The sequence below is a fragment of the bacterium genome (assembly GCA_026129405.1).
Taxonomy (GTDB): Bacteria; Desulfobacterota; Binatia; order DP-6; family DP-6; genus JAHCID01.
Window position 1 is genome coordinate 1,520,514 of the sequence record JAHCID010000001.1, and the last position, 24,992, is coordinate 1,545,505.

Here is a 24,992-nt window from a genome sequence, read left to right on the forward strand (position 1 = left end):
GCCGCGGCTCCCGCGACGCCGCGTCAGGGCCAGCGCAGCTTCCACGTCGTCACCCGCTCGCCCGCGGCGCTCCGCTCGTCGACCTTCGCAAAGCGGCTCGCGCAGCGGCCGTCGAGATGGAGCAGCTGCACCAGCGTCGAGCCGAGGAACGCGGGCGCGCCGACCAGCACGCGCGTGTTCGGGACGTCGATCAGCACGCCGAGGTCCGGGTGCGCGGGGTCCGGCGGCGTGTAGCGCGCGAGGCCGCTCGCGCCCGCGACGAGGACGAGCGCCGGTGTGCCCGTCGTCGCCGTCCCGCCAGCGCGGCCACTCGCCAGCACGGCGCGGTCGGGCGCGGTCTCCGGCCAGGACACCGACGCGAGCCGGATCGTTCCGCCCGCGATCGACGCGTCGATCGGGCAGACGCGCTCGCCATCCCGCACCGGCTCGCACGGCACCCAGCGCGCGAGGAACGGCGTGCCCGGGTCGCTCGCGTCGAACGCGCGTTGCGGGATCGGGCCGCGTCGCGGGTCCCGGGCGCCGAGATCGACGAGCGCCGTGCGCGTGTCGAGGAGTCGCGTCGAGAGGACGAGGTAGGAGTCGGCCGGCGTGCAGTGCGTCGCGCGCAAGATCTCCGCACGCTCCGCCGTCCCGAACCCCTCGGCGCGGAGGTGGTCGTCCGCGGCGGCGGCGTCGCGTTCGACGAGCGCGCTCACGATGGCGAACGCCGCCGCGGGCTCGCGTCCGCTGCGCCGAACCGTCGCGTATGCGCCGCGCGCGCCTTCCGGGCGCGGCAGCGCGTCCGACGCGCAGCTCAGCATGCGCAGGATGCCGGCGCTCTCCGTCTCGTCCGCGGCGAGCAGCGCACGGGCCGTCCAGTAGGGGACGTGCGTCTCCAGCGCGCTGCCGTCGTTCGCCGCGCGCCGCTCGGCGACGTACGTCGTCCAGTGCCCGAAGTCCCACCAGCCGTGGACGATGGCGTCGGGTGACGTCGTGTCGCGGAGCTGCGTCAGCGCGTCCCACCAGGCGTCGTTCATGCGCGGCCGATGCGAGCTGGCGAGCGACCACCCCGGCGCCAGCGCCCGCAGGAGGGCCAGCGCCAGCACGCCGCCGAGCACGGTCGTCGCGACGACGCGATAGCCGCGGCCCGCGGAGCGGATCTCACGCCGGACGCGCGTCGTCGCACGACCGATCGCGATCGCGCACGCGACCGCGAGCGGCGGCACGAAGAGGAGATGGTAGCGGACGCCGCCGGACGCCATCCAGACGCCGGCCGCGAGCCAGACCGCGAGCAGGACACCGCCCGCGCGCACGACGCCGCCTGGGGAAAGCGACAGCACCACGCCGAGGATCGCACCGGCGAGCACGAGGGGACCGCCGGCCAGCCGCAGCAGCGCGGACGGATCGAGACGGCGGAGCTCGTCGACGATCCGGAGCGCGCTCGGCCACGCGAGCTCGGCCGCCGGCGGGGCGTGGGGGACGACGGCGTCGATCATTGCGCGCGGCAGTCGAAGGTAGCCGCCCTCCGGCGTGAGGATCGAAGCGATCGCCGAGGCGGCGACGAACACCCCGAGCACGACCGCCGCCCGGCGCCCTTCGAGCGGCACCAGCGCGACGAGCCCCGCCGCGAGCACCACGTGCGTGAACATCCACCCGCTCCACGCCCACGCGTGGAGGCCGGTGCACGCGCCCGCGGCGATCGCCCACGCCACGCGCGCGCCGGTGCCGCGGGCCCGGAGCGCCAGCAGCACGAGCCAGAGCGTGTAGAGCGGCAGGACGACGTTCCAGACGTCGTTGTCGCCGCCGATCGAGCGCCCGAGCACGAGCGGGTCGAGCATCGTCATGACGCCGGCGAACACGCCGGCCACCGGCCCCGCCAGCATGCGACCGATCGCGAACGCCGGCAGGACGCCCGCGACCCCGACGACGACCGGCAGCAGCGTCGCCGTGTCGGGCAATGGCTGCTGCGGCGCCCACGTGGTCACGAGCCGATGCAGGGCCGCGACGGCGTGGACGTGGAGGCTGCGCGCGTACGGCGAGCGCGCGCCGACCGGCGCGGTCGTGTGCTCGTCGCGACACGCGCCGTCGACGACCGCGTCGCACGGATCGCCGGTCGCGAGCAGCGTGCGCGCGTGCCGCAGCCAGAGGTAGCCGTCGTAGTCGCCGGGGTAGACGTGCGCGTAGCCGTCCGCGCCGACGTACGTATGGTCGGCGTCCATGCGGCTCGCGTCGAGCGGCAGGAGGCGCACCCAGGCGACGAGGAGCGCACAGCCGAGCAGGAGCAGGACGTCGCGCGCGCTCATCGCGTCTCGTAGGCCGTCGTGCGGATCACGCCGCCTTCGGAGGGCACCTCGCAGAGCAGGAGCGCGCGCTGCGGCCGCACGTCGAACGGCGGCTCCGTGAGCACCACGCCCGAGCGACGGTCGAGGCGGGTGTCGGCGCCGGTCGGCTTGTCGACGTTCGCGACGAACGACCCGTCAGGAAGATGCTCGCACACGATCCAGATCGGGAACTGCGCCAGCTTCGTCACGATGGCGGCGATGTCGGCGTTGCCGAGGTGCTGCAGGACCTGCTTCACGATCACGACGTCGCCGGGCGGCAGCGGGTCCGCGACGGCGTCGAGCACCACGAATTCGACGTTCGGACGAGCGAAGCGACGGCGGTTGCGCTCGACGAGCGCCGGCACCACGTCGCACGCGACGACGCGCGCGGCGACGTCGGCCAGTCGGCGCGTCGCGGCGAAGTCGCCGCAGCCGACGTCGACGACGATCGGGGGCGTCGGCCGCTCGGCGAGGAACGCGCGCACGGCGGCGACGTACGGCTCGAGGAGCTCGGAGGAATGGCTGCCGAGGCCGGAGTGGAAGTCGCTGTCGTCGCCGCCCCACACGCCGTCGCGATAGACGGCGCCGAAGAGCTCGGCGGGCGGACGGTCGTCCCCGAGCCAATCACGCAGGCCGCGGCGGATCGCGCGCGGGACCAGCGGAGCGAGTCGGCGACGCAGCGTCATTTCAGCGTGGCTCGAGGCGCCAGAGGGACGCCTCGTAGACGCGACGCCGGCCCTCGGCGTGATGGAAGTCCTCGGTCAGCCGCGTGCCGACGAGCGTCATGGTGAAGTTGTCGTCGATGGCCTTCCGCACGAGCGCGCCGGGGTCGTAGGAGAGGCCGGACTCGGCGAGGTAGACGGGGCCGCGCGCCATCGTGTCGCGCACGGTCTGCACCCAGTTGGCGGTCGCCGCGGGGTCGCCGATCGGGTGCTGCAGCGTCTCACGGCGCGCGTAGTACTCGACGAAGCGGTGGTCGTCCATGACGATGATCGTGCTGTCCGGCTCGGTCACCTCGGCGATCAGCTGCGCGTAGCGCTTGGCGCCGTTGTACGTGTGGCGCGGCGCCAGCAGCGGATACGACACGGCGATCATCCACGCGATGCTCGTCACGTACGTCGCGATCGCCGTCCACCGCAGGAACGTCCCGCGCGCGAGCATCGCGTGCAGCGCGGCCCCGGCGAGCATCGCGAGGCCGAGCGTGCACAGCACGAGGTAGCGCGGGCCGTAGGTGGAGAGGTTGCCGTAGACGACGATGGTCGCGACGAGCATGAGGGCGAGCGGCAGGAGCGCCCGGTAGCGCCGCCGCCGCAACGTCACCACGAGGCCCGCCGCGCTGGCCAGGAGGAATGGCGGGCCGAGGAAGAGGACGAGATCGCCGAGCGCCGCGCCCAGCTGCGGCGACGCGAGGTCGAGCTTCGTCATCGTCGGCGTGCCGGCATACGTGCGGACCATCGCGACGAGCGACGTCGCCAGCCCGAACCCGAGCCCGAAGGCGAAGCCGACCAGCCCGCCGGCCGCGAGCCGGCGCGTCCGTGCGTCCCATCTGGGCCGCTCGAGGCGCGGCGCGAAGAGGACCATGACCCAGATCGGCGTGATGCCGAGCAGTCCCTCCCACACGGTGTACGACAGCGCGAAGCAGACCGCGGAGGCCGCCGCGAGCGTCGCGCTGGCGGCGTCGCGGGCGCGCAGGGCGAGGTAGAACGACGTCGAGACCAGGAAGACGGCGAGCCCGTACTCCTTCCCGAACGTGTTCGCGACCGAGAAGACCGGCGCCACGGCGAGGAGCCCCGCCGACAGCGCCGCGAGCAGCCGGATGCCGCACAGGCGCTCGAGGAACAGGAGCACCATCGCGATCGACGCGGCGTGGAAGAGGATGCTCGCGAGGATCGTGGCGCGCTCGGCGTTTTCGCCCAGCAGCCAGAACGGGAAGTGGACGAGCGCGTTGGCGAGCACGGCGCCGAAGCGCCAGCGCACGTCCCAGGGGCCGCCGGCGTACATCTGCTCGACCGTCTGGGCCAGGTAGACCGCGTCGAGATGGAAGATGCCCTCGTTGCGGAACGTCCAGAGGTACGCGAACGACGCCACGAACAGCGCGATCGCGGTGCCGGCGAGGCCGCCGCGTCCTTGCTCGTCGTCGATCGGGTCCGCCATCCGCGCCGCGTGCCGTCTCAGCGACTCGCGCGTCCGTGGATCTCGTCGTGGATCCAGCGATACGTCTTGCGCATTCCGTCGCGCAGCGTGATCGACGGCGTCCAGCCCAGCTTTTCGCGGATCAGCGTGTTGTCGCTGCTGCGCCCGCGCACGCCTTGCGGCGCCTCGGGACGGTAGCGGCGCTCCAGCCGTGCGCCGGCGATCTCCTCGACGACGTCGACCAGCTGGTTGATCGAGACGAGCTCGCCGCTGCCGACGTTGAGCGGCTCGGTCACGTCGCTGGCCATCAGCGCCTGCGTGCCGGCGACGCAGTCGTCGACGTAGAGGAAGGTCCGCGTCTGCTCGCCGTCGCCCCAGATCTCGATCGTGCGCTCGCCGCGCATCAGCGCGGCGACGACCTTGCGGCAGATCGCGGCCGGCGCCTTCTCGCGTCCGCCGTCCCACGCGCCGTGCGGGCCGTAGACGTTGTGATAGCGCGCGATGCGCGTCGCGAGGCCGAAGTCCTCGGCGAAGTGCCGGCACAGCCGCTCGCTGAAGAGCTTCTGCCAGCCGTAGCCGTCCTCGGGCTCCGCCGGATAGGCGTCCGATTCGCGGAGCGGGAGCACCTCGGCGCTGCGCTGCTTGTCCGCGGCATACACGCACGCGGACGACGCGTAGAAGAGTCGCTCGACGCGACAGTCGCGGGCGGCGAGCAGCATGTGCGTGTCGATCCGCACGGACAGCATGCAGTCGGCCTTGTGCGTCTCGATGAAGCCCATGCCGCCCATGTCCGCCGCGAAGTGGAAGACGAGGCGGGCGCCGGCGGCGGCGCGATCGCAGGCCGGCTTCTCGCGCAGGTCGAGGCGGAGGTTCTCCACGTCGGGGAACGCCTGGTGCCAGGCGTCGAGCGGCTTCACGTCGACGGCGCGGATGCGCGTGTGTCCCTGCGCGCGCAGGCTCGCGACGACATGGCCGCCGATGAAGCCGCCGCCGCCGGTCACGACGACCAGGTCGTCCTTCGCGCGCATCGAGCGGGCCTACCAGCCGGCCGGGCGGCGCGTCCACCCGCGCACCCGCTCGAGCAGCATCGCTGGGAGCACCAGGTGGATCGGGTCGATTTCGGCGCGGGAGCGATTCTGGTCGCCGAAGGAGCCGCCCCGTCGCCAGGTACACGACGTGGAATGCGACGGCGTGCTGCGCGGGGAACGCCTTCACGACGAGGCCGGCGAGCGGGTCAGCGATCCTTGGGGTTGTATCGCCCGAATGCCACGCCGCACATCTCGCTGAAGTTCCGCCACTTGTCCTTCCACGCGACGATCTTCGTCGGGACCGTGCCGTCGTCGGGATAGACGCGCGCCACCGGTATCTGGGTGACGCGGAAGCCCAGCCGGGCCGCCTGGTAGATGAGGTAGATCTGCAGGCTGAAGCGCACGAACTCGGGACGAAACGGCTGCAGCCGCGCGTCGCGCAGAAAGCGCGCGCTGATGGCGCGAAAGGCGTTCGTCGGATCGTTGTAGAGAAAGCCGCTCGCCAGCCAGAGCGCCGGCGACATGACGAAGCGGATCGCGAGGTAGCGCTCGAGCGGCGTGTGCGCATGGAATCCGCCGGGAAGGAACCGGCCGCCCTGGACGAGGTCCCAGCCGTCCTCCAGGTGTCGTAGGAACCGTGGGATCGCCTCGACGCCGTCCTTGCCGTTGCCGTCGAGCGTCACGACGCCGTCGTAGCCCGCGTCCAGCGCCCAGCTCAGTGCAGCCCGCGTCGCGGTGCCGAGTCCGCGCTCCTGCACGCTGAGCAGCGTACGCACGCCGACGCTCGACAGGAACGCGGGGTCGGTCGAGCCGTCGGTGCTGCAGCCGTCGGCGATGACGGCATCGGCGAGGCCCGCGAACTCCTGCATGCGGCGAAGCTGGTCTTTCAGTCGCTCGCCTTCGTTCCAGGCCACGACCGCGACGCAGTAGCGGGTGCGGCGGGGATGGAGCTCGATGCAGTCGGAGCGGACGGGGGTGGCGATCGCGCGGCGTCGCCATGTGCGAGCGTCTCCGGTGCGCTGGTCTTTCGGCCCCGCCGGCAAATCGGGGGTCCGCCTACCAGGCGTGCACGCGCGCCGTCCAGCAAGCCGGGCCGACGTCGCGCGCCTTCACAGGAAGCGCGCAAAGAACGCCCAGACGGCCTCCGCGGCCTCGTCCCACACGTCGTGCCTCAGCCCCGGCACGGCGCACCAGACGACCGGCTTGCCGGCGTCGCACGCGTCGTGCTCGACGCACGGGCTCGGGGCGATCGCGACGGTGCTGTCGCTGCGCCCGTTGCCCCACACCCACTGGCTGCGGCTGTACTCGGCGTCGGGGATCGGCACCACTTCGTCGTCGACGCCGTGGATCATGATGGCGGCCGCCGGCGCCGACGGACAGATGTAGTGCCCGTCGACGTCGTACTTCGAGTCGTCCGCACGCTGGGGGGGACCACAGCCGAACGTCTGACAAGAAGCCGCTCCGTCAACGTCCCAGGGTTGTCGTTCCTAGCGTCTCCGGAGCCCGGCGACATCATCCTGAGCTTCGTACGACGCGGTCCCGAGATCGGGCAGGTCACGAGCACGGTGGCAGGCCGCGACCAGGGCGCTGCGGGGAAGCGAGTCGTGGTCGCCGAGTCCACGTGACGGGTGACAGGTGACGGGTGCCGGTTGCCGGGGGGCACTTCGCCTCGGCGCTGCTCGTCGAGCCGATGCCGCCGTGGTTCACCGTGGCGTGCGCGCGGCCTTGCGGCGTACGGTGAACCGCCAGCGCGCCAGCTCGAACGCGCTCTGGCCGTCGGTCGGCGGCGCGGCGATCCTGCTCCCGGCTCGCCCGCCTCGCTCGCCGGGCCCATGAGCTCGTGGCCGTCCTCGGGCCTCGGGCGAGCAGCAGGTCGGCGTCCCGGCTCGACGGTCTCGAAGAAGCGCTCGGGTCAGGTCGACCTACCGAGTGCGAGGGTGGGACAGGAGGGCAGAGGGGGGCACGGGAGGGTCGAGTTTCCTGCGATCTCGGCGTTGCGTGAGACACGCGAGCACACCAGGGACCAGCAGGGCTCATCCCATGGGCCGATCGCGGCGCTGCCCTGAGATTGGCCAGCCTAGCCAGACCTGATAGCGTCGAGGACACCAATGCAGGTCAACATCCTCGAGGCGAAGAACCAGCTCTCCAAGCTCGTGAAGGCGGCCGCTGCGGGCCGCGAGATCGTGATCGCGAGCAACGGGAAGCCGATGGCCAAGCTCGTGCCGCTCACTCCGCGCCGCCGTCTCGGCGGTTGGCACGCAATCGAGATGAGCCAGGCGCAGATCGACGCGGCGTTCACGCCCGATGTGGAGGAGCGTGTGGCGAGAGCCCTGCGTGGCAAGCGGTGAGACTGCTGCTCGATACGCAGGTGGCTCTCTGGTGGTTGATCGGCGCCAAGCGGCTCGACGCGGCGTCACGCAGGCGAATCGCGGCGTCGGACTGTACGGTCTCGGTCGCGAGCGTCTGGGAGGTCGCGATCAAGCACCGGCTCGGCCGCCTTCCCCTGCCACCCGTGACGTTCCGTGACGAGCTCGTTCGCGGCGGCGCGACGATCCTTCCGATCGAGGACGAGCACGCGATCGGCAGTGCCGACCTGCCCACGGATCACAGCGATCCATTCGATCGGCTGCTGCTCGCGACGGCGATCTCGGAAGGGCTTCGATTCATGACGGCGGATGCTGCGCTGGTCGATCTCGCCGAGCGCGACGACTCGTTGCCGATCCTCGGCATCTGAGTCGGAGCTCGGCGGCAGCACTGGGCGGCGACCGGCGCGAGCGGAGTCTTGGCCGCCCGCAGATCGCGCACCAAGGTCGTCAGCTGCGGCGCCGTCCTCACGCGCGCATCCAGCGCGTCGAGCACCGGCGGGAGCGGGGTCGCCCGAGTCGCACGCGCGGGCTGGATCGCAGTGCGGTCAGCGCCTCGTGGAGCACCCGGCGCGCATCGTCGATGGCGAGGGCCGCGTCCAGGGCGAGCAGCGAGGTTGTGACGTTTGCGGGGCCGCCGCCGACCCGCGAGCTGATCACCGGGCCCATGCCCCGCGCTGCAGCGCGCAACGCGTCCGCGAGCGGGTCCACCTCGTCGGCGTCGAGGTGATCGAGGGCGAACGTGACGCGGAAGTCCAGCATGAAGCGTCGTCCTACCGCGTGTCCCGGCGCGGCGTCGAGCGCATCCTGCTCGGCGCCGCGGATCGCGGCGGCCGGCGGTTGGGCGACGAGACGGCCGAGCCGGCGCGAGAAGCGATTCGTTGACTGGCCGTGTTTGGCCACTGTATGACCCAGCACCGCTGAGCCTGGGGGCAGGGCAGCAGCCGCGGTCACTCCCGCACAGTGAAAACCTAATCATGGGGTCAGGGCGTAAGCGATGAACAAGTCCCTGCTCAGCGCGATCGCGATGATGTTGTGTCTCGTCGCTGTCGCGAGCGACGCCGATGCGGTGAGCCGCCGCAAGTTGTGTAAACGGCAATGCGGCCCGGCCATCTCGGCGCAGTGTCCCAGCGTCGGTCGCCAACACCGGGTCTGCAAGCGGAAGCTGCTGAAGACATGCCGCCGGGTGTCGCTCGAGGCGTGCAGCCTCACGCCGACGACGTCGACGACCGTGGTGACGGTGACGAGCACGACGACATCGCCGACGACGGTCGTGACGACGACCACCACGTCCACGACCACCACGTCGACGACACTGACGCCCAAGACGGTCTTCATCACGAGCGCCATCGTGACCGGCGACCTTGGCGGGATCGCTGGAGCGGATGCGCTCTGCAACGATCTGGCAAGTGCCAGCTCGCTTCCGGGCACCTACAAGGCGTGGTTGTCGGACAGCGCGTCCTCCCCCGCGACGACGTTCACGAAGGACCACCGCTACCTCCTGCCCGATGGCACGACGCTCGTCGCCAACAGCTGGGCCGATCTCACCGACGGGACTCTGGTCAACGACATCACCCAGACCGAGTCGGGAGGCGAAGTGACCAACGTTTTGGTCATGACGAACACGTACGCCGACGGAACGGCGGTTCCGAACGGCGCCTGCCAGGACTTCACCAGCGCCGCGGAGGAGGAGGCCGTCGGGCTCGGCATCAATGTGCTGAGCGACTCGAACTGGACGAGCTACGCCACGGGCGGCTGCACCAACAGCTTCTACTCCTATCGACTCTACTGCTTCGAGCAGTGAAGGTCTCAGCGTCGTCCGACGACGTCCGGATCGCTTTCGAGAAGAGCGGCTGCGCGAGCGGCGAACCGACGAACTCGAGTCGACGGAGACTCGTCCGCCAGGGTGGAGAGCATCGCCAGGGTGTCGTCTCCGTGCAGCTCGTGCATCGCGCCGAGGTACGTCTCGAGATCATCGCCGGCGAGTACCTCGTCGGACTGTTTGAACATGTCCGTCAGTGGCGGGAGCCCGGGCTGATCTTCGTCGGCGGTCGAGTCGGCTGATGCCCCCAGCGACGACTCGTCGGGCGGCATGGCCAGCGCTGTGACGCTGGCGGAGCCGTCGTGTCCCGCCAGCAGTCGGATCGTGCGCAGCCGTCCATTCGCGCCGTACGCCACGGTGAAGCTTCGAGTCCGAAACAAGCGGCCGAGGGCGTCGACGAGCGTCGGCCCGTCGAACGAGACGGTCAAGCGCGCGTCCGCGTCGACGCCGCCGACGATCAGGGCTCCGCTCTGCCGGGCGATCTCTCCGAGGATGTCGGTCACCGGCGCGTGCTCGGCGTGCACGCTCAGGCGTCCGTCGCCCAGGACAGCCGGTCACGCTCGGGGTCTTGCTGGATAACCTGGGGGCTGCGGCCACCACCGTCGGACTGTCGGTCGGCGATCTTCCGACAGGTGTCACCGCCACCCTGAGCACGGGACAGGTGGTGCTCGCGCGTGGTGAGCGGCGCGATCCCTCCGGCCCGGGCGGCGTCACCGTGACGGTGTCTCAGGCCCAGGAATCGTCGACGGTGTTTCGTCTCCTCGTTGTGGGGACCGCACTCGAGGCGCCCGGAGTCGCCCGCAGCGCGTCGGCCTTCGTCGCTGTGCGTCCGGCGGCAGCCGATGTCGTCGGTGTGGACCTCGCACCGTCGGTCGTCGAGTCCGGCGACACGGTCGCCGTCAGCGCTCGCGTCCTGAACAGCGCGAATGCCCGCCGCTCCATCGTGGCGCGCGCCGATCTGCTCGATGCGTCGGGCGCCACGGTTGGCGAGCCGCTCAAGGTCGACGTAGACCTCGTCGCGAGCCTCGACGTTGCGACCGTTCCGATCGGACAGCTCGGAACGAGTGGCCTGCCCGATGGCCTGTACCAGGTGCGGGTCGCCTTGCTGGCGGCCGACGCGCGTCCGCTTCCCGGTCGCTCGGGAACCGCACCGCTCTACGTCGGCGCGCCGGTGACGGCGGCGGTGCGGTCCGTGCCCGGCGTCGTGCCGCCGGGCACGAGCATCGTGACCACCGAAATCGAGGTCACGGGCATCCCGCCCGCCGTGATGGATGGACGCGCGGCGGCGTCCGCTGCGCAGGCGCAGGCGGCGGCGCCGATCGGTCCACCGGTGTTGGGCGGCCAACTCTTCTCGACGGGCGCGCCCGTCGAGGTCGAGATCAAGCCCGCTTCCGCTTCCATCACCTCGACGCTGTCCTTGTACGAGCCGCCACCGATCCTGCGGATCGCGACGAACCGTGACGTCGGCACAATCGTCCAGCTCGGCACGTTCCCGGTCGGCGTCGAGCTGGTGTTCGGCATCGCACACGGATCGTCCATCTTCCGGATGGGGCCGGGTGAGCGCAATGCCGACGGCGTGATTCATGCGGTCGTCACGCCGCTCGACAACGGCGGCGTGTTGGTCGGCTTCGAGGATCTCCCAGGCGGCGGCGACGGAGACTACGACGACAACATCTTCGAGTTCCGCGGCGGGATCACGCCGGAGCCCGTGCCGACGCTGGACATCGACCTACGCCACCTGCTGGCCCCTGGATACGCGGCCGACTTCGGGAGCATCACGCCGCCCGCCGAGTCGGCAACGGTGGAAGACATACGCTGGACCGTTCGTCGCGAGGTCGACGAGCCCGCGACCGTGGTCTTCCGCGTCGTGGGGCAGGTCACCGGCATGCTGCCGGGGGAGGTGCGTGAAATCAGCCGCGGATCCCTCGTGGACGTCACTGCGACCGATACCGACGGGGTCCAGGTACTCACGTCCCTGTCGCTCCCGCCCGTTGCGGTGGCGGCCGCGCACATCATCAGGCTCGATCCTCCGTCGCGAACCGTCGCGGCGGGAGATGCGACCGTCTTCACGGTGACGTTGCACAATCCCCTCCCGCAGCCCGTGACGTACCAGCTCGTGACCGTGGGCCTGGAAGACCTCGCGGTGACGCTCGCGTCCTCGGTCGACGTGCCGGCCGGCGAGACGGTCGCGACGACGCTGGCGGTCGACACGAGCCCCAGCGCGGCCGTCCGCGAGCGGACATTCGGTGTGGTGACGCGGACCGAGCAGGGCGCCGTCGACTCCGTCGAGGGATCGCTCGCGGTCGTTGCAGGCGCGCCGATCGCGTTCCATGGCGTCAAGGTCGACGTCGCACCGGACGAAGCGACGGCAGGGCAGGGGGCGAGCGCCGTCTACCGAGTACGCGTCACCAACACGGGCGACGCGAGCGATACATTCTCGCTGGTGGCGTCCGTTCCGCCAGGCGTCGCGGCCCGCTTCGCCGATACGCCGCTGGCGGTCCCCGCGGGCGTCGCCTCCGGCCGGGAGACCACGCTGACGCTCACGCCGAGCGCGGGAACTCCGGCAGGCCGCTTGCCGTTCGACGTGACCGCCACGTCGACGACACGATCAACCCTGCTGGACGACGACGTTGCCACGCTCGTCGTGAGCGATCGCGGCGTTGCGGTTACACTCACGCCGTCGCAGGCCGTTCTCGATCCGAATGGTACGGGGAGCTTCCGTGCGACGATCACGAACACCGGCACTCAGGCCGACTCGTTCGACGTGAGCCTCGCGGGACCCCTCGGCCCCTTCGGCTGCTTCTCCATCACCACCGGGTGCCCCACGACGTTGCGGATCGCGTTGGCGCCGGGCGAGTCGTACGCCACCGACATCGAGCTGACGAACCTCCAGCGGTTCCTCCGGCTCAAGACGGCATTGCTCACCGTCGCGACGTCCGTGACCGATCCAACGATTTCGGGAGCAGCGGCGGCGATCGTCGAATTCGGTGCTGCGCGGGCCGTCCAGGCGGAGCTGTTCGCCGTCGCGCCCGGAGCGGTCTGCCCGGGCGCGCTCGCCTACGCGCTGGAGATCACGAACACCGGCAACGCGTGCGACGAAGCCTACGAGGTGACCTTCGTCTCGGATCCGCCCGGGGCGACATTCAGCGCCGAGGTCACCGACTTCCTCGTACCCCCTTTCCACACCGCCCACCTCGACGTCGGCGTGATCATTCCGGACGGGGGAAGCTACACTCTCCGCGCCGAGGTGCGGGCACGCGCGGCCGAAAGCGGCTGCGGTGGCGCGTCTGCCATGCCGGCCCCGACCGTGATCGCGGAGACTACTGCCACCTTGATCGTCTGTGCTCCGCCGTCGGGATGCCACGCGCAGGGAATCTGCGACCCGGCGACGGCGACGTGTCCCGAAGCACCGTTGCCGGACGGCACCCCGTGTGCCGGCACGCCGTCCTGCGACGGGACATGTCAGGCCGGCGCCTGCGTCTGTCCGACGACGACCACCACGACGACGAGCACGCCGTCGACCTCCACTACCCTTCCGGATTGGGAGTGCTTCGCCGTCAAGCGGCGTGCCTTCGCCACGCGAGGGCCGATCGAGGTGTCGGATGCCTTCGGAACCCACGCCGTCGAGATCCAGCGGCCGGAAGCATTCTGTGCGCCTGCCGCGGTCGGTCCCGGGCCGACGGCCATGACCGGACTCGCCGATCATCTCGTAGCCTATCGAATGCCATCGTCCGGCGTCGTCGATCCACCGCAGGTCACCGTCGTCAACGAGATCGAAGAACGCGTATTCGGTGCATTCCGGCTCGATCGCCTGCTGATTCCGACGGCCGCGAGCCTGGCTGGGCCGCCGGAGGCGACGCTGGCGACGGGGAATCCGTTCCTCTGCTATCGCGTGCGGGCGAAGCGTCCGCGCTTCCACCGAGTGCGCGACGTCGAGGTGCGCGGCGTCTTCGGCGCCAAGGACGTGCAGGTGTTGAAGCCCAAGCGTCTGTGCCTTCCGGCATCCGATCTCTCGTTCGGTAGGGATGGGCAATCGGGGGCGACGTCGCTGCTGTGCTATCGCGTTCGCCCGGAGGAGCACGCCTTCTTCCGTGAGCGGCCGATCTTCATCGCCAACGAGGTCCAGCCCGCGGCAACGCTGGACGCGATCCATCCAAACGAGATCTGCCTACCGTCGCACACGAGTCTGTCGTTGCGCTGAGCAAGCAGCGGTGCGTACCGACGCGGGAGCCACGATCGGCCCATAGCCGAGCGCACTGCTCCTCGCCGCCGCGTCACCGCTTGCATGCCGGGCGCGGGCAGGGATCCCTGCGCCGATGCATCGCCCGATACGCACCGCGACCCTGCTCCTGCTGCTCGCCGCCGCGGCCCACGCCGCCGATCCGGGGCAGAACTCCTGGTTCCGCGATGGCCGTGCCGCCGTCGCCCGGGCAGCGGCGGACCTGAACCACTGATGGGGAACATGCCTCGTCAACGCACGTTCTGCCCGGATCAGCCCGTCCGCTCCCTCGCCGAGTTCGCCGCCTTCCTCGCCGCGCTCGAGGAGATGTTCGGCCCCGACGACCGCTCGCGGAAGCCCATCACCGGCAACCGCTTTCTGCTCTAGCCCTCCGGCCGCATCCACTCCGCCGACGGCCGCGCCACAGCCGCCTTGATCGTCCACGCGATCGAGCGCCGGATCGCGCCGACGTCGCAGGGGATCGTCGCGCACGACGACCAGGTCGCCGCGCGTCCCGACCTCGATGGTGCCAGCCTGCGGCTGCACCTGCAGCGAGCCGTCGTCGATCGAGGCGATCGTGCCAATGGTGCCGATCAGGATCGGCACGATGTCGTAGCTCACCGCGGCCGCGAGGAGACTCTCCGACGGGCCGAAGGTTGGTACCGAGCCGCGACGCCGGCTCGATCCGCTTCACACTCGGCCGCGCGAGCTGCATCCTGATCCCGAACCAAGGGACTCGATGACCTCGACTCGTCGCTCCGCCAGCCGCTCCCGCACGCTCGCCGTACTCATCGCTGCCGGTCTGGCATGCAGCGGACTCGTGGATGCGGCCGCGGATACGATGCCCGCTCGGGATGAGCCGCCGGCCGCCGACCGGCAGCCACTCAGCGTCGCGATGGTGACGGTGGGCGATGCCGGCAATGCGGCGGACCCGCCCACGGGCCGGGGTCGCGTCGACTACGCCTACCGGATTGCCACGCTCGACGTCACGATCGCCGAGTACGTCGCCTTTCTGAACGCGGTCGCCAAGCGAGATCCCCACCGCCTCTACAACGAACGCATGGCCACCGACCTCCTGGTCGCCGGTATCCGCCGCTCCGGCAAGCCCGGCCGGTACATCTACGACGTCATCGGACCGAGCGGGCCGGCGCAGAGCGCGGCCGCCACCCCCGGCAATCGGCCGGTCACCTACGTCAGCTGGTACGATGCCGCCCGCTTCGCCAACTGGATGGCGAACGGCCAGCCCGAGGGACGGCAGAACAAGAGGACCACGGAAGACGGGGCCTACAAGCTCCGTGGCCGACGCGTGAAGCGAGGCATGGCGGTCGCGAGGAACGCCATCAACCCCAATACCGGCGAGGCGCCGGCGTACTACGTCCCGAGCGAAGACGAGTGGTACAAGGCCGCCTACTACGATCCCGGCCTCGGCGACGGCGCGGGCGGCTACACTTTGTACGCCACGCAGAGCGATACCGCTCCCGGGAACGTCGCGGGGGGCGGGCCGAACCTCGCCAACTACACCGCCCGGGGCCTGTTCGCGCTCACCCAGGTCCTCAGCCTCGACCTGAACCAGAGCTACCTGACGGACGTCGGCGCGTTCCGCCGCAGCGTCGGCCCCCATGGCACCTTCGATCAGAATGGCGGCGTGTGGGAATGGACCGACATGGACGGCAGTCGGAGTCCGATCCGCATCATTCGCGGCGGGGGCTGGACCTCGTTCTACACCTACCTGCAATCGACGTATCGCCTGGGCAACGTCGCCCAGACCGCGAGCTCGAACGCCGGGTTCCGGCTCGCCAGCTCGGTCCCTCCCTCGCCGTCCGACGGGTATGCGCTGGTCGAGGTCGGCCATCCCGGCAACCGGGAGGACCGCACCGGCTTCGGTCGCGTGGATCAGACCTTCTGGATCGGCACCTACGAGGTGACCATCGGCCAGTACGTCGAGTTCCTGAACGCGGTCGCCGCCGCCGATCCCTACGGTCTCTACGACCAGCAGATGGCGCTGGTGGCGAATAGCGCCGGCATCCAGCGAAGCGGCGCTTCCGGCGCCTACGTCTACGCCCCGATCGACAATTTCGGCGACAGCTCGGCGCGTCCCATCACCTACGTGTCCTGGTTCGATGCCGCGCGCTTCGCGAACTGGATGGCCAACGGGCGGCCGCGCGGGAGTCAGAGCGGCGTCACCACCGAGGACGGCGCCTATGCCCTCGACGGCGCCACCACCGGCGAGGCGATTCCGCTTCGCTCCATCAATCCGAATACGGGAGCCGCACCGACGTTCTCGATCCCCACGGAAGACCAGTGGTACAAGGCCGCCTACTTCAGCCCCCGCTTGAGGTGCGGTCGCGGCGGCTACTACCTCTACGCCACCCGCAGCAACGAGGTGCCCGGGAATCAGATCGGCGACGGCACCAACGACGCCAACTACATCGACGACTACTCGGGAACCTTCTTCTACTCGGTCACCCAGTCGCGGCAGATCGACCCGGGGCAGAACTACCTGTTCGATGTGGGCAGCTTCACGGGCACGCGGAGCCACTACGGGCTCTTCGATCAGGCTGGCGCCGTGTACCAGTGGAACGACCTGGACGGCGCCACCGGCCCCTCTCGCGGGATTCGGGGAGGCTTCTGGTTCGCCGGTTCCATCTCCATCCAGAGCCTCAACTTCGCCCAGGTGGCGCCCGACCGGGAAGAGAACGACACCGGCATTCGGCTGGCGGGACCGGCGAGCTAGACGGCCGCGCGGTCCGGCATTGCGCGTCCTCGCCGAAAATGTCCTCTCGGCCGACGTCGTAGCGATGCCGATTGGTCTCCTCCTTTGGGCACGAAGAGAGAGCGGGTCCGCGCCGACGGCGGAAAGGACGACCGCGCCCCGCTCGGAGCCGCCCACGCGCGACACACCTTGCGGCCTCGCCGCGAACCCGCCACACCAGCCGCATGCCCATCGCGCGCAACGCTGCCGGACGACTGCACCTCCAGCTCGGGGACGGTGCCAGCCCGCAGGGCATCCTCGACACGCTCGTCTCCGCGTTCGATGCGCGGCCGGGGACGCGGTCGGCGCAGCCGCAGGCGGGGTGGCAGGAGCTGCGGATCGGTGGCTACCGCTTCACGATGGACTGGGACCGCTGGAAGGGGTGCGGCATCGCGAGCGAGGAGCCGGCCGGCGACGAGACGCTGCGGCGGATCGCGGCGTGGTTTCAGGAGGATCGAGAGGTCTGGTGACGAGGCACTTCGCGCGTCACGTGGGCGCGCCTCGGCGCGGGAACGTGACGTCGCGTGCGCCGACGAACGTCGCCATCGCCGCGCCATCATGCGGTCGCGGTCGCGCGCGAAGCGCCGCCGCCAGTGCGGGAACCAGCGCGTCGGGATCACCGACGCGTCGTGCGTCCAGTGCTCGAACCGCGAGCGGCGCCGCTCGACGAGGGTGCGCAGGTGCTCCGGATGGTACGCGTCGCGCCGCGCGTGCAGCGTCAGATGGTGCGCACGCTCGACGACGTTGATGGTGTCGAGCTGGACGAAGCCGAGCCGCTCGACGAGCCGCTGCAGCCACGCGGGCGTCGTGCGGGCGGTGGGATCGTCGAGCAGGCCCTGCGCGCCGAGGAGCAGGCGGCGCGCTACTGCACCTTCCACGCCCGCCTGGCCTCGGCCTCGCGATCGACGACCGGCGCGCCCGAGACGTCGATCGTCACCTCGTGCAGCAGGCCGGTGAAGCGGAACGGCGCCGCGTAGCGCTCGCTCACCGGCGTACCGTCGTCGTAGCCGCAGCACAGGCCTTCGCCGTGGAGCGCGAAGCGGAACGGGGCCGTCTTCCTCATGTCGGCGGTGCCGGCGGCGGCGCCGTCGACGAGCAGCGTCGCCTGCATGCCGAGACCGCGCGTCGGCACGACGTCGACGCTGACCAGGTGTCGGCCCGGCGCGAGCGGCTGGCTCGACACCGTCGTCTCCGTCACGCCGGCGAAGTTGTAGGTGTAGTGCGCGCGTCCGTCCTGCAGGTAGAGCGCGAAGCCGCCGAAGCGGCCGCCCTGGGCGAGCAGCACGCCCTCGGCGCCGGCGGGCGGCAGCTCGACGCGCGCGACGATCGTGTGCGGGCGCAGCTTCAGCGACGGCGCCAGCTCCTCGGGCAGCGCCGCCGCGCCCGGCCGCAGCACGAGGCGATCGCTCGGCGGCACGACGGGCGGGCGGCCCTGGCCGAGCGCGCGCATCGACTGGAGGGGCAGGGCGCCGTAGCGGTTCGCCTCGCGGAACCAGAGATCCTGGAGCGCCTTCAGCTTCTCCGGGTGCTCCGCGGCGAGGTCGCGGCACTCGGACGGGTCCTCGGCGACGTGGTACAGCTCCCAGCGGTCCTCGTCGGGATGGCGGAACGGATCGTCGCCCGGCTCGTAGGGGAAGAAGGCGTGGAACGTCACCGCCTTCCAACCCTCGTGGTAGAGCGCGCGGCAGGCGAACTGCTCATAGTACTGCGTCGTGCGGTGCTCGGGCGCGTTCGCGTCGGCGAGCGACGGCAGCAGGCTGCGGCCCGCCACCGGCTCCTGCGCGACGCCGTGCAGCGTCTCGGGCATGGCGACGCCGGCGGCGTCGAGGATCGTCGCACCGACGTCGACTGCGTGCACGTACTGATGGCGCACGGCGCCCGGGTCGGGGATCTTCGGCCAGCGCACGATGAGCGGATCGCCGATGCCGCCCTCGTGCGTCTCGCGCTTCCAGCGCCGGAAGGGCGTGTTGCCGGCGAACGCCCACCCCCACGGGTAGTGACCGTAGGTCGCAGGTCCGCCGAGCTCGCCCAGCAGCTCCATGGTGCGCGCGGTGTCGTGCGGCAGGCCGTTGAAGATGAAGTTCTCGTTGAACGTGCCGTGCGGCCCGCCCTCGGCGCTGGCGCCGTTGTCGGAGAGCAGCACGACGAGGGTGTTGGCGAGGTCGCCGCTGGCTTCGAGGCCGCCCAGCAGGCGGCCGACGTGATGGTCGGTGTGCGAGAGGAAGCCCGCGAACACCTCCATCATGCGCGCGTACGCCCGCCGCTCCTCGGCGGAGAGCGCCGCCCAGTCCTGCACCCACGACGGCCGTGGCGACAGCGTCGTCCCGGGCGGGATGATCCCCATCGCGAGCTGGCGTTCGTGGACGCGGGCGCGCCACGCGTCCCAGCCGTCGTCGAAGGCGCCGCGGTAGCGGTCGATCCACGCGCGCGGCGCCTGGTGCGGGGCGTGCATCGCGCCGAGCGCGAGGTAGGTGAAGAAGGGCTTCGTCGGGTCGGCGGCGCGGAGGTCGTTCACCATGCCGAGGGTGCGATCGATCAGATCCTCGGTGAGGTGGTAGCCGTCGGGGGGGACGAAGTGGATCGGCGTGTTGTCGACCACGAGGTCGGGGAAGAACTGGTTCGTCTCGCCGCCGAGGAAGCCGTAGAAGCGCTCGAAGCCCTGGCCGAGCGGCCAGCGCTCGCGCGACGCCGCGGCGTGCGTCTCGTCGGCCGGGGCGAGGTGCCACTTGCCGACCGCCATCGTCGCCCAGCCGTGCTGGCGCAGCACCTCGGAGACGAAGCCGCACGAGCGCGGGATGCGGCCGTTGAAGCCGGGAAAGCCCATCGCCATGTCGGCGATGCCGCCCATCGCGCAGGTGTGGTGGTTGCGGCCGGTGAGCAGGCAGGCGCGCGTCGGCGAGCACATCGCCGTGGTGTGGAAGCTGCGATAGCGGACGCCGGCGGCGGCGAGGGCGTCGAAGCTCGGCGTCGCGATGTCCGAGCCGTAGCACCCGAGCTGCGCGAAACCGACGTCGTCGAGCACCACGACGAGGACGTTCGGGGCGCCGGCGGGGGCGCGGCGCGCGACCGGCCACGCGGGCTCGGAGTCGGCGAGCGTCAGACCCACGCGGCCGGGGAAGGCGTCGTCGTCGTGATAGGTGCGGGGAGCGTCGGACATGGGCGGCATGGTGGCCCAGGCCCTCCGTCCCGTCCAGGGATCGGCAGGTCGTGCGCCCGCGGCGGGCGGCCGCGCGCCGCGCCGCTGCTCCCGCTCGCGCGCCGGTGCCGGCGATGCGGCTCGCGCGCGTGCGCGTGGGCGCACCGGCTTCCGAGATCGGGGACGCCATCGCCCGTGCCATTGCCATCGGCGAGAACCGCGAAGCGCAAAGCCGATCCAGACGAGCGCAAGATCGTTCAAGCCGCGACGGCGCCGGTCGTGTATGCGGACGCTACCGTCGGTCATGGTCGTGCTCCGCTGCCTCGCGTTTTCACCGCGCCCGTTCGCGCGCATCGTGTCGCGCGACGCCGTGCACGCCGCGACGACGGCGTGCGCGCGGCGCCCACGATCTTGCGGACGGCGTCGCGATGTGATCGGGGCGACGCCGGGACACGACGACGGTCGTGTGGCATGTACGTTGCTCGGCTCCCGTCCGGAGAGACCCATGCTAGGGCGAGCGCAGGAGAGCCAGGACGAGTCGGGGCATCTCGATGCCGGGATCGCGATCGCGCGGACGACGCGCGCGTCGTCCGCGGGGTGGTCCGACGCGCATCTCGTCTTGGTGAACACCGGAGCGGCGCTGTCCCTCTGGGAGCGCGACGGCCGGCGCTGGCGATCGCGTCGGCTGGCGCGCGGCGAGGTCAGCATTCTTCCGGCCCCCCGGAGCGCGGTGCGGTGGCAGGGGGCGCAGGGCCTCGTCGCCATCACGGCGACGCCGGCGGCGTTGCGGCGCCTGGCGGTCGACGCCGGACGCGCGGGCGGCCTCGCACCGGTGCGTCGCACGCGCGACCCCATCCTGCTCGGGCTCGCGCGCGTGTTCCTTCTCGGGGAGGAGGAGTCGGGCGACGACGGCGGCTACGGCGCCGCGCTCGGGCGGGCGATGGCCCTCCATCTCGTGCGCCGGTACGGCGCCGCGGCCGCGACGCCGCGCGCCGACCTCGACCCGGTGATCCGACGGGCGTTGGACTACGTCGAGGCCAACCTGTCGCGGTCGCTGCGGCTGGCCGACCTGGCGCGCGTCGCGGTCCTCTCCCCGTACCACTTCGCCCGGCGCTTCAAGGCTGCCCTCGGCGTGACGCCGCACGAATGGGTGATGCAGCGGCGCGTCGCGCGCGCGGCGCATCTGCTCGAGGGCACGCCCGGGCCGTCGCTGGCGCACGTCGCCGTGCTGGTCGGCTTCGCGGATCAGAGCCACTTCACGCGGCAGTTCCGTCGCCACGTCGGCACCACGCCGCGCCGTTTCCTCGCCGCCCGCGTCGCCCGGGCTCGGGACGCCGAGGCCACGGCGTGACGCCGCCGTCGGGGCCGCTGTTCGCCTCGCCGCCCGTCGAGCCGGCGGTGGCGTGGGCGCAGATCCTGCCGCTCGCCTTCGCGCTGCCGGCGGCGGCGATCCTCTTCTGGGGCCTCGTGCGCGGGCGCCTGCCGCCGGCGACCGCGCTCGCGGGCGTCGTCCTGCTGCCCGCCGCCGCCTACGGGCTCGGTGCGCTCATGCTCCTCGAAGGCTCGAAGGACGTCCGCTTCTGCGGCTCGTGCCACGTGATGACGCCGATCGTCGCGAGCCTGTCCGACGCCGACAACGGCTCGCTCGCGGCGATCCACTACACCCGCGGCCTCGTTCCCACCGACCAGGCCTGCTACGTCTGCCACAGCGGCTACGGCATCTGGGGCACGTTCGACGCGAAGCGCGCCGGCGTCATGCACATGCTTCGCACCGTGACCGGCCGCTACACGCTGCCGATCTCGCTGCACGCGCCGTTCGACATCGACTCGTGCCTCGGCTGCCATGCCGGCGCGGCCAGCTTCCGCGGCGTCGAGGCGCACCAGGATCCGGACCTGCAGAAGGCGCTGCTCGACGGCAGCATGTCCTGCACCGGTGCCTGCCATCCGGGGGCGCACCCGGCCGAGGCCCTCACGGGCGGAGGGCCGGTGTCGTGATCCGCCTCGTCTGCATCCTCACGCTCGTCGCGCTCGGCGCGCTCGTCCTCCTCGTGCTGCGCGAGGACGGCGGCAGCGCCATCGTGTTCTCGTTCGTCGGCTGTCCCGCGCTCGCCGCGGCGATGGGGCTCTACGCGCTCCATCGCCTGCGCAGCGGCGCGCCTCCACCCCTGCGCTGATCGGAAAGGAGTCCTCGCATGCGTCGTTCCATCCTGCTTCCTCTGGCGTTCGTCGTCGCGACCGCCGCCGCGGCCGTCGCCGCCGACGGTGCGGCCGTCTACAAGCAGCATTGCGCCAGCTGCCACGGCGAGACCGGCAAGGCCGACACGCCGGCGGGCAAGGCGCTGAAGGCGCCGGCGCTCGCCGGCGACGCCACCGTCGCCGGCATGAGCGACGCGGACCTGCAGGCGAAGATCGAGGGCAACGCGAAGCACCAATCCTTCGTCAAGAAGCTGTCGGCCGACGACGTGAGCGCGGTCGCCACATACGTGAAGGGCCTCGCCCAGTAGGACGCGTCATGGGGCAACGCACCTGGTCGTCGCTGGTGTTGGGCGCGGGGCTGGTCGTCGCCGCCGCGTCCTCGTGGGCCGCCACGCTCGTCCCGGGCGGCGGCGCCGCGCGGCAGGACTGTCTCGTCCAGCTCGCGGCGGACGGGGTCGGCTTCCCGGCCGGCAAGACGCCGAAGGGCGTCACCTGCGCCGACGGCGACTCGTGCGACCTCGACGGGCAGCGCAACGGCGTCTGCCTGCTGTCGGTGGCGCTCTGTCTCAACCAGGCGACGCGCTCCTGCCAACCCGGCCAGGTGACGCGCGTGACCCTCAAGACGAAGAAGAAGTCGCCGATCGACGTGTCGGGCCTCCAGGCCGCCGTCGACGCGGTGCTGCCGGCCGCCGGACCGGCGTGTGCGGCGGCGATCGCCCTGCCGGTGCCGCTCGGCGGTCCGAACAAGCGCGGCATCGTCCCGCCGACCGAGGTGCTCGTGAAGGCGGTCGCGAAGGCCGGCGGCCGCACCGATCGCAGCAAGTTCAAGCTGACCTGCGTGCCGACGACCGTCGCCGGCGTCACGGTCACGACCACCAGCACGACGGTCGTCGCGCCGACCACCACCACCACGACCACCATCGGCCCGATTCCGCCCGGCCCGCCGGGCGCCGGGCTCACGGCGGCCATCACCGCAGCCGCGGTCGCCGGCGCCGGCACCGTGACGGTCACCTTCCGACTCGGCGACGGCGCGGGCGTGCCGGTGACGCCCGTGCTCGGCGCCACCACGAACCCCGCCCAGGCGCGCGTGCGCTTCACGATCGCCCGCCTCGACGTCGTGAACCAGACGGTCGAGGGCTTCACCACCGACTTCACGCGCTACCGCAGCTACGTCGTGCCGTCGCCCGGCCAGCCGGGCTACGACGCCGGCGGCACGCTGGCGCTCGTCGACGCGGCGACGGGCGTCTACACCTACACCTTCGCGACGACGCTGCCCGCGGGCTTCCCGGCCACGGCGACGCACACCGTCGGCGCGCAGGTCGAGCGCAGCTATGCCGGCGCCACGCTGGTGGCGAACCCGCTCCTCGACTTCGTGCCGTCCGGCGCCCCGGTCACGGTGGTGCGCCAGGTGACGACGACCGCGCAGTGCAACGGCTGTCACGACCCGCTCGCGCTACACGGCGGGGCGCGCCGCGAGGTCGGGCTCTGCCAGCTCTGCCACACCGACCAGGGCTTCGACCCGGAGAGCGGCAACTCCATCGAGCTGCAGCAGATGGTCCACCGCATCCACCAGGGGAAGGACCTGCCCAGCATCGTCGGCGGCCCGGTCGGCAGCGTCTACGAGATCATCGGCTTCCAGAACCAGCCGATCGTGTTCGCCGAGAAGGTCCTGGCCTGCACCGGCGGCGCGCTCGCCGGCGTGCCGTGCGCGAGCGACGCGGATTGCCCGGACGGCACCTGTACGGGCGCGACCGCCACCGGCGTCGGCTTCCCGCAGGACACGCGCAACTGCGCCGTCTGCCACGCCGACGGCGCGACCCACGAGACCTACGCGACGCGCCCGTCGACCAGCGCCTGCACCGGCTGCCACGACGACGTGAACCCGGGCGAGACCACGACCGAGGCCGGGCCGCCCGGCACGAACCACGTCGCCGGCGCGCAGCCCGACACGCTCTGCCGCCTGTGCCACACGCCCAGCGGGACGGAGTTCGACATCTCGGTCACCGGCGCGCACACGATTCCGGCGCGCTCGGCGACGCTCGCCGGTCTCGCCGGCGAGCTGCTGTCGGCGAGCGGCGCCGCCGGCGGTGCGGTGATCGTGACGTTCCGGCTGCGCAACGGTGCGGGCACGCCGCTCACGACGCTCACCGGGCTGAATCGCGTCGCGCTGGCGCTCAGCGGACCGACCACCGACTTCGGCGGCGCGACGCCGCACGTGACCACGCCCACGATCTTCGGCGGCGGCGCCTCGGGCACGCTCACCGGGCCGGACGGCAGCGGCGTCTTCACCTACACGACGACGGTCGGCAACGGCGTTCCCGCGGGCGCGACCGGCAGCTGGCGCGTCGGCCTCGAGGCGCGGCGTTCGGTCACCGTGCACGGCCAGAGCGTCAACGAGGCGATGCAGAACGTCGTCCTCGACTTCCCGATCGACGGATCGCCGCTCGTACCCCGGCGCACGGTCGTCGCACAGGAGAAGTGCGGCTCGTGCCACGGCGTCTTCTCGGTCGACTTCAGCATCCACGGCGGGCTGCGCAACCAGACCGACTACTGCGTCGTGTGCCACAACCCGAACATGACCGACTTCGCGCGCCGCGTGACCGTCTCGGGCGCCGATCCCCGCAACCAGCCGATCGATCTGAAGCACATGCTCCACAAGATCCACACCGGCGACGATCTCACGCAGATCCCCTACGTGATCTACGGCTTCGGCCCCGCCGCGATCGACTTCGCCGAGGTCCGCTTCCCGGGCAATCGCGCCGACTGCGAGCAGTGCCACGTCTCGGGGTCGTACCTGCTGCCGCTGCCCGCCGGGGTGCTGCCGACGGTGATCTCGGAGATCGCCGGCAGCAGCGAGAACGTGGTCGGCGTGACGCCGCCCATCCAGGACGCGTGTCTGTCCTGCCACGACACCGGCGACGCGGCCCTGCACGCACAGCTGAACACGACGGTGGACGGCCGCGAGGCCTGCGGCGCCTGTCACGGCGAGGGTGCGGCGTTCGCCGTGTCGGTGGTGCACGCGGCGGCGTCGCCCTGACGGACG

The 24,992-nt window shown here is 71.6% G+C and carries 22 protein-coding genes; 13 read left to right on the plus strand and 9 right to left on the minus strand.

Going from position 1 to position 24,992, the window contains the following annotated elements:
* Positions 1-23: 23 nt before the first annotated feature.
* The 6 genes from KIT14_06950 to KIT14_06975 all read right to left on the minus strand — a co-directional run bounded on the left by KIT14_06950 (position 24) and on the right by KIT14_06975 (position 6,813).
* Positions 24-2,282 carry a hypothetical protein gene (locus tag KIT14_06950; protein MCW5890274.1) on the minus strand — a complete coding sequence of 753 codons (2,259 nt, stop codon included), beginning with the start codon at positions 2,280-2,282 and terminating at the stop codon, positions 24-26.
* A complete protein-coding gene (locus tag KIT14_06955; GenBank protein ID MCW5890275.1) occupies positions 2,279-2,986 on the minus strand; it encodes a class I SAM-dependent methyltransferase in 708 nt (235 codons plus the stop codon). The genes KIT14_06950 and KIT14_06955 overlap by 4 nt, the downstream gene beginning before the upstream one ends.
* Before the next feature lies 1 nt (position 2,987).
* Complete coding sequence (locus tag KIT14_06960; protein ID MCW5890276.1) at positions 2,988-4,454, minus strand: hypothetical protein; 1,467 nt, start codon at positions 4,452-4,454, stop codon at positions 2,988-2,990.
* A gap of 17 nt (positions 4,455-4,471) precedes the next feature.
* Positions 4,472-5,461: an NAD-dependent epimerase/dehydratase family protein gene (locus tag KIT14_06965; GenBank protein ID MCW5890277.1), complete on the minus strand. Its 990-nt coding sequence runs from the start codon at positions 5,459-5,461 to the stop codon at positions 4,472-4,474.
* Positions 5,462-5,667: 206 nt separating this feature from the next.
* Positions 5,668-6,330: a glycosyltransferase family 2 protein gene (locus KIT14_06970; GenBank protein ID MCW5890278.1), complete on the minus strand. Its 663-nt coding sequence runs from the start codon at positions 6,328-6,330 to the stop codon at positions 5,668-5,670.
* 240 nt (positions 6,331-6,570) lie between these two features.
* A complete protein-coding gene (locus tag KIT14_06975) occupies positions 6,571-6,813 on the minus strand; it encodes a hypothetical protein (protein ID MCW5890279.1) in 243 nt (80 codons plus the stop codon).
* A 756-nt stretch (positions 6,814-7,569) separates the two neighbouring features.
* On the opposite strand from KIT14_06975, the gene KIT14_06980 reads away from it, so the two are divergent.
* Both KIT14_06980 and KIT14_06985 read left to right on the plus strand, forming a co-directional pair.
* Complete coding sequence (locus KIT14_06980; protein ID MCW5890280.1) at positions 7,570-7,809, plus strand: type II toxin-antitoxin system prevent-host-death family antitoxin; 240 nt, start codon at positions 7,570-7,572, stop codon at positions 7,807-7,809.
* Complete coding sequence (locus KIT14_06985) at positions 7,806-8,195, plus strand: type II toxin-antitoxin system VapC family toxin (GenBank protein ID MCW5890281.1); 390 nt, start codon at positions 7,806-7,808, stop codon at positions 8,193-8,195. The genes KIT14_06980 and KIT14_06985 overlap by 4 nt, the downstream gene beginning before the upstream one ends.
* A gap of 97 nt (positions 8,196-8,292) precedes the next feature.
* Here the strand turns inward: KIT14_06985 and KIT14_06990 are convergent, their stop codons facing one another.
* The gene (locus tag KIT14_06990) at positions 8,293-8,727 is read right to left on the minus strand and encodes a hypothetical protein (GenBank protein ID MCW5890282.1); all 435 of its coding nucleotides are present in this window, start codon (positions 8,725-8,727) and stop codon (positions 8,293-8,295) included.
* 94 nt (positions 8,728-8,821) lie between these two features.
* On the opposite strand from KIT14_06990, the gene KIT14_06995 reads away from it, so the two are divergent.
* The gene (locus tag KIT14_06995; protein MCW5890283.1) at positions 8,822-9,628 is read left to right on the plus strand and encodes a DUF1554 domain-containing protein; all 807 of its coding nucleotides are present in this window, start codon (positions 8,822-8,824) and stop codon (positions 9,626-9,628) included.
* A gap of 5 nt (positions 9,629-9,633) precedes the next feature.
* On the opposite strand, the gene KIT14_07000 is transcribed toward KIT14_06995, so the two are convergent.
* Positions 9,634-10,170, minus strand: coding sequence for a hypothetical protein (locus KIT14_07000; protein ID MCW5890284.1), 537 nt, complete (start codon positions 10,168-10,170; stop codon positions 9,634-9,636).
* A 44-nt stretch (positions 10,171-10,214) separates the two neighbouring features.
* On the opposite strand from KIT14_07000, the gene KIT14_07005 reads away from it, so the two are divergent.
* The 5 genes from KIT14_07005 to KIT14_07025 all read left to right on the plus strand — a co-directional run bounded on the left by KIT14_07005 (position 10,215) and on the right by KIT14_07025 (position 17,087).
* Positions 10,215-13,847: a hypothetical protein gene (locus KIT14_07005; protein MCW5890285.1), complete on the plus strand. Its 3,633-nt coding sequence runs from the start codon at positions 10,215-10,217 to the stop codon at positions 13,845-13,847.
* A 115-nt stretch (positions 13,848-13,962) separates the two neighbouring features.
* Positions 13,963-14,100 (plus strand): hypothetical protein, encoded by a 138-nt coding sequence (locus tag KIT14_07010; protein MCW5890286.1) that lies wholly within the window; start codon positions 13,963-13,965, stop codon positions 14,098-14,100.
* 8 nt (positions 14,101-14,108) lie between these two features.
* Entirely contained in the window at positions 14,109-14,252 is a 144-nt protein-coding gene (locus tag KIT14_07015; GenBank protein ID MCW5890287.1) for a hypothetical protein, read from the plus strand.
* Between the two features lie 352 nt (positions 14,253-14,604).
* Positions 14,605-16,599, plus strand: a complete 1,995-nt coding sequence (locus KIT14_07020; protein MCW5890288.1) for an SUMF1/EgtB/PvdO family nonheme iron enzyme — start codon at positions 14,605-14,607, stop codon at positions 16,597-16,599.
* Positions 16,600-16,802: 203 nt separating this feature from the next.
* Entirely contained in the window at positions 16,803-17,087 is a 285-nt protein-coding gene (locus tag KIT14_07025) for a hypothetical protein (protein ID MCW5890289.1), read from the plus strand.
* A 392-nt stretch (positions 17,088-17,479) separates the two neighbouring features.
* Here KIT14_07025 and KIT14_07030 read toward each other — a convergent pair whose 3' ends face one another.
* Positions 17,480-19,774 (minus strand): sulfatase-like hydrolase/transferase, encoded by a 2,295-nt coding sequence (locus tag KIT14_07030; GenBank protein ID MCW5890290.1) that lies wholly within the window; start codon positions 19,772-19,774, stop codon positions 17,480-17,482.
* 484 nt (positions 19,775-20,258) lie between these two features.
* Here KIT14_07030 and KIT14_07035 point away from each other — a divergent pair, with 484 nt between their 5' ends.
* Genes KIT14_07035 through KIT14_07055 form a run of 5 tightly spaced genes read left to right on the plus strand, consistent with a single transcriptional unit; the run spans position 20,259 to position 24,986 of the window.
* Positions 20,259-21,104, plus strand: a complete 846-nt coding sequence (locus tag KIT14_07035; protein MCW5890291.1) for a helix-turn-helix transcriptional regulator — start codon at positions 20,259-20,261, stop codon at positions 21,102-21,104.
* A complete protein-coding gene (locus KIT14_07040) occupies positions 21,101-21,748 on the plus strand; it encodes a hypothetical protein (protein ID MCW5890292.1) in 648 nt (215 codons plus the stop codon). The genes KIT14_07035 and KIT14_07040 overlap by 4 nt, the downstream gene beginning before the upstream one ends.
* Entirely contained in the window at positions 21,745-21,927 is a 183-nt protein-coding gene (locus tag KIT14_07045) for a hypothetical protein (GenBank protein MCW5890293.1), read from the plus strand. The genes KIT14_07040 and KIT14_07045 overlap by 4 nt, the downstream gene beginning before the upstream one ends.
* An 18-nt stretch (positions 21,928-21,945) precedes the next feature.
* Positions 21,946-22,257 (plus strand): c-type cytochrome, encoded by a 312-nt coding sequence (locus KIT14_07050; protein MCW5890294.1) that lies wholly within the window; start codon positions 21,946-21,948, stop codon positions 22,255-22,257.
* An 8-nt stretch (positions 22,258-22,265) separates the two neighbouring features.
* Positions 22,266-24,986, plus strand: a complete 2,721-nt coding sequence (locus KIT14_07055) for an OmcA/MtrC family decaheme c-type cytochrome (protein MCW5890295.1) — start codon at positions 22,266-22,268, stop codon at positions 24,984-24,986.
* Positions 24,987-24,992 lie beyond the last annotated feature (6 nt).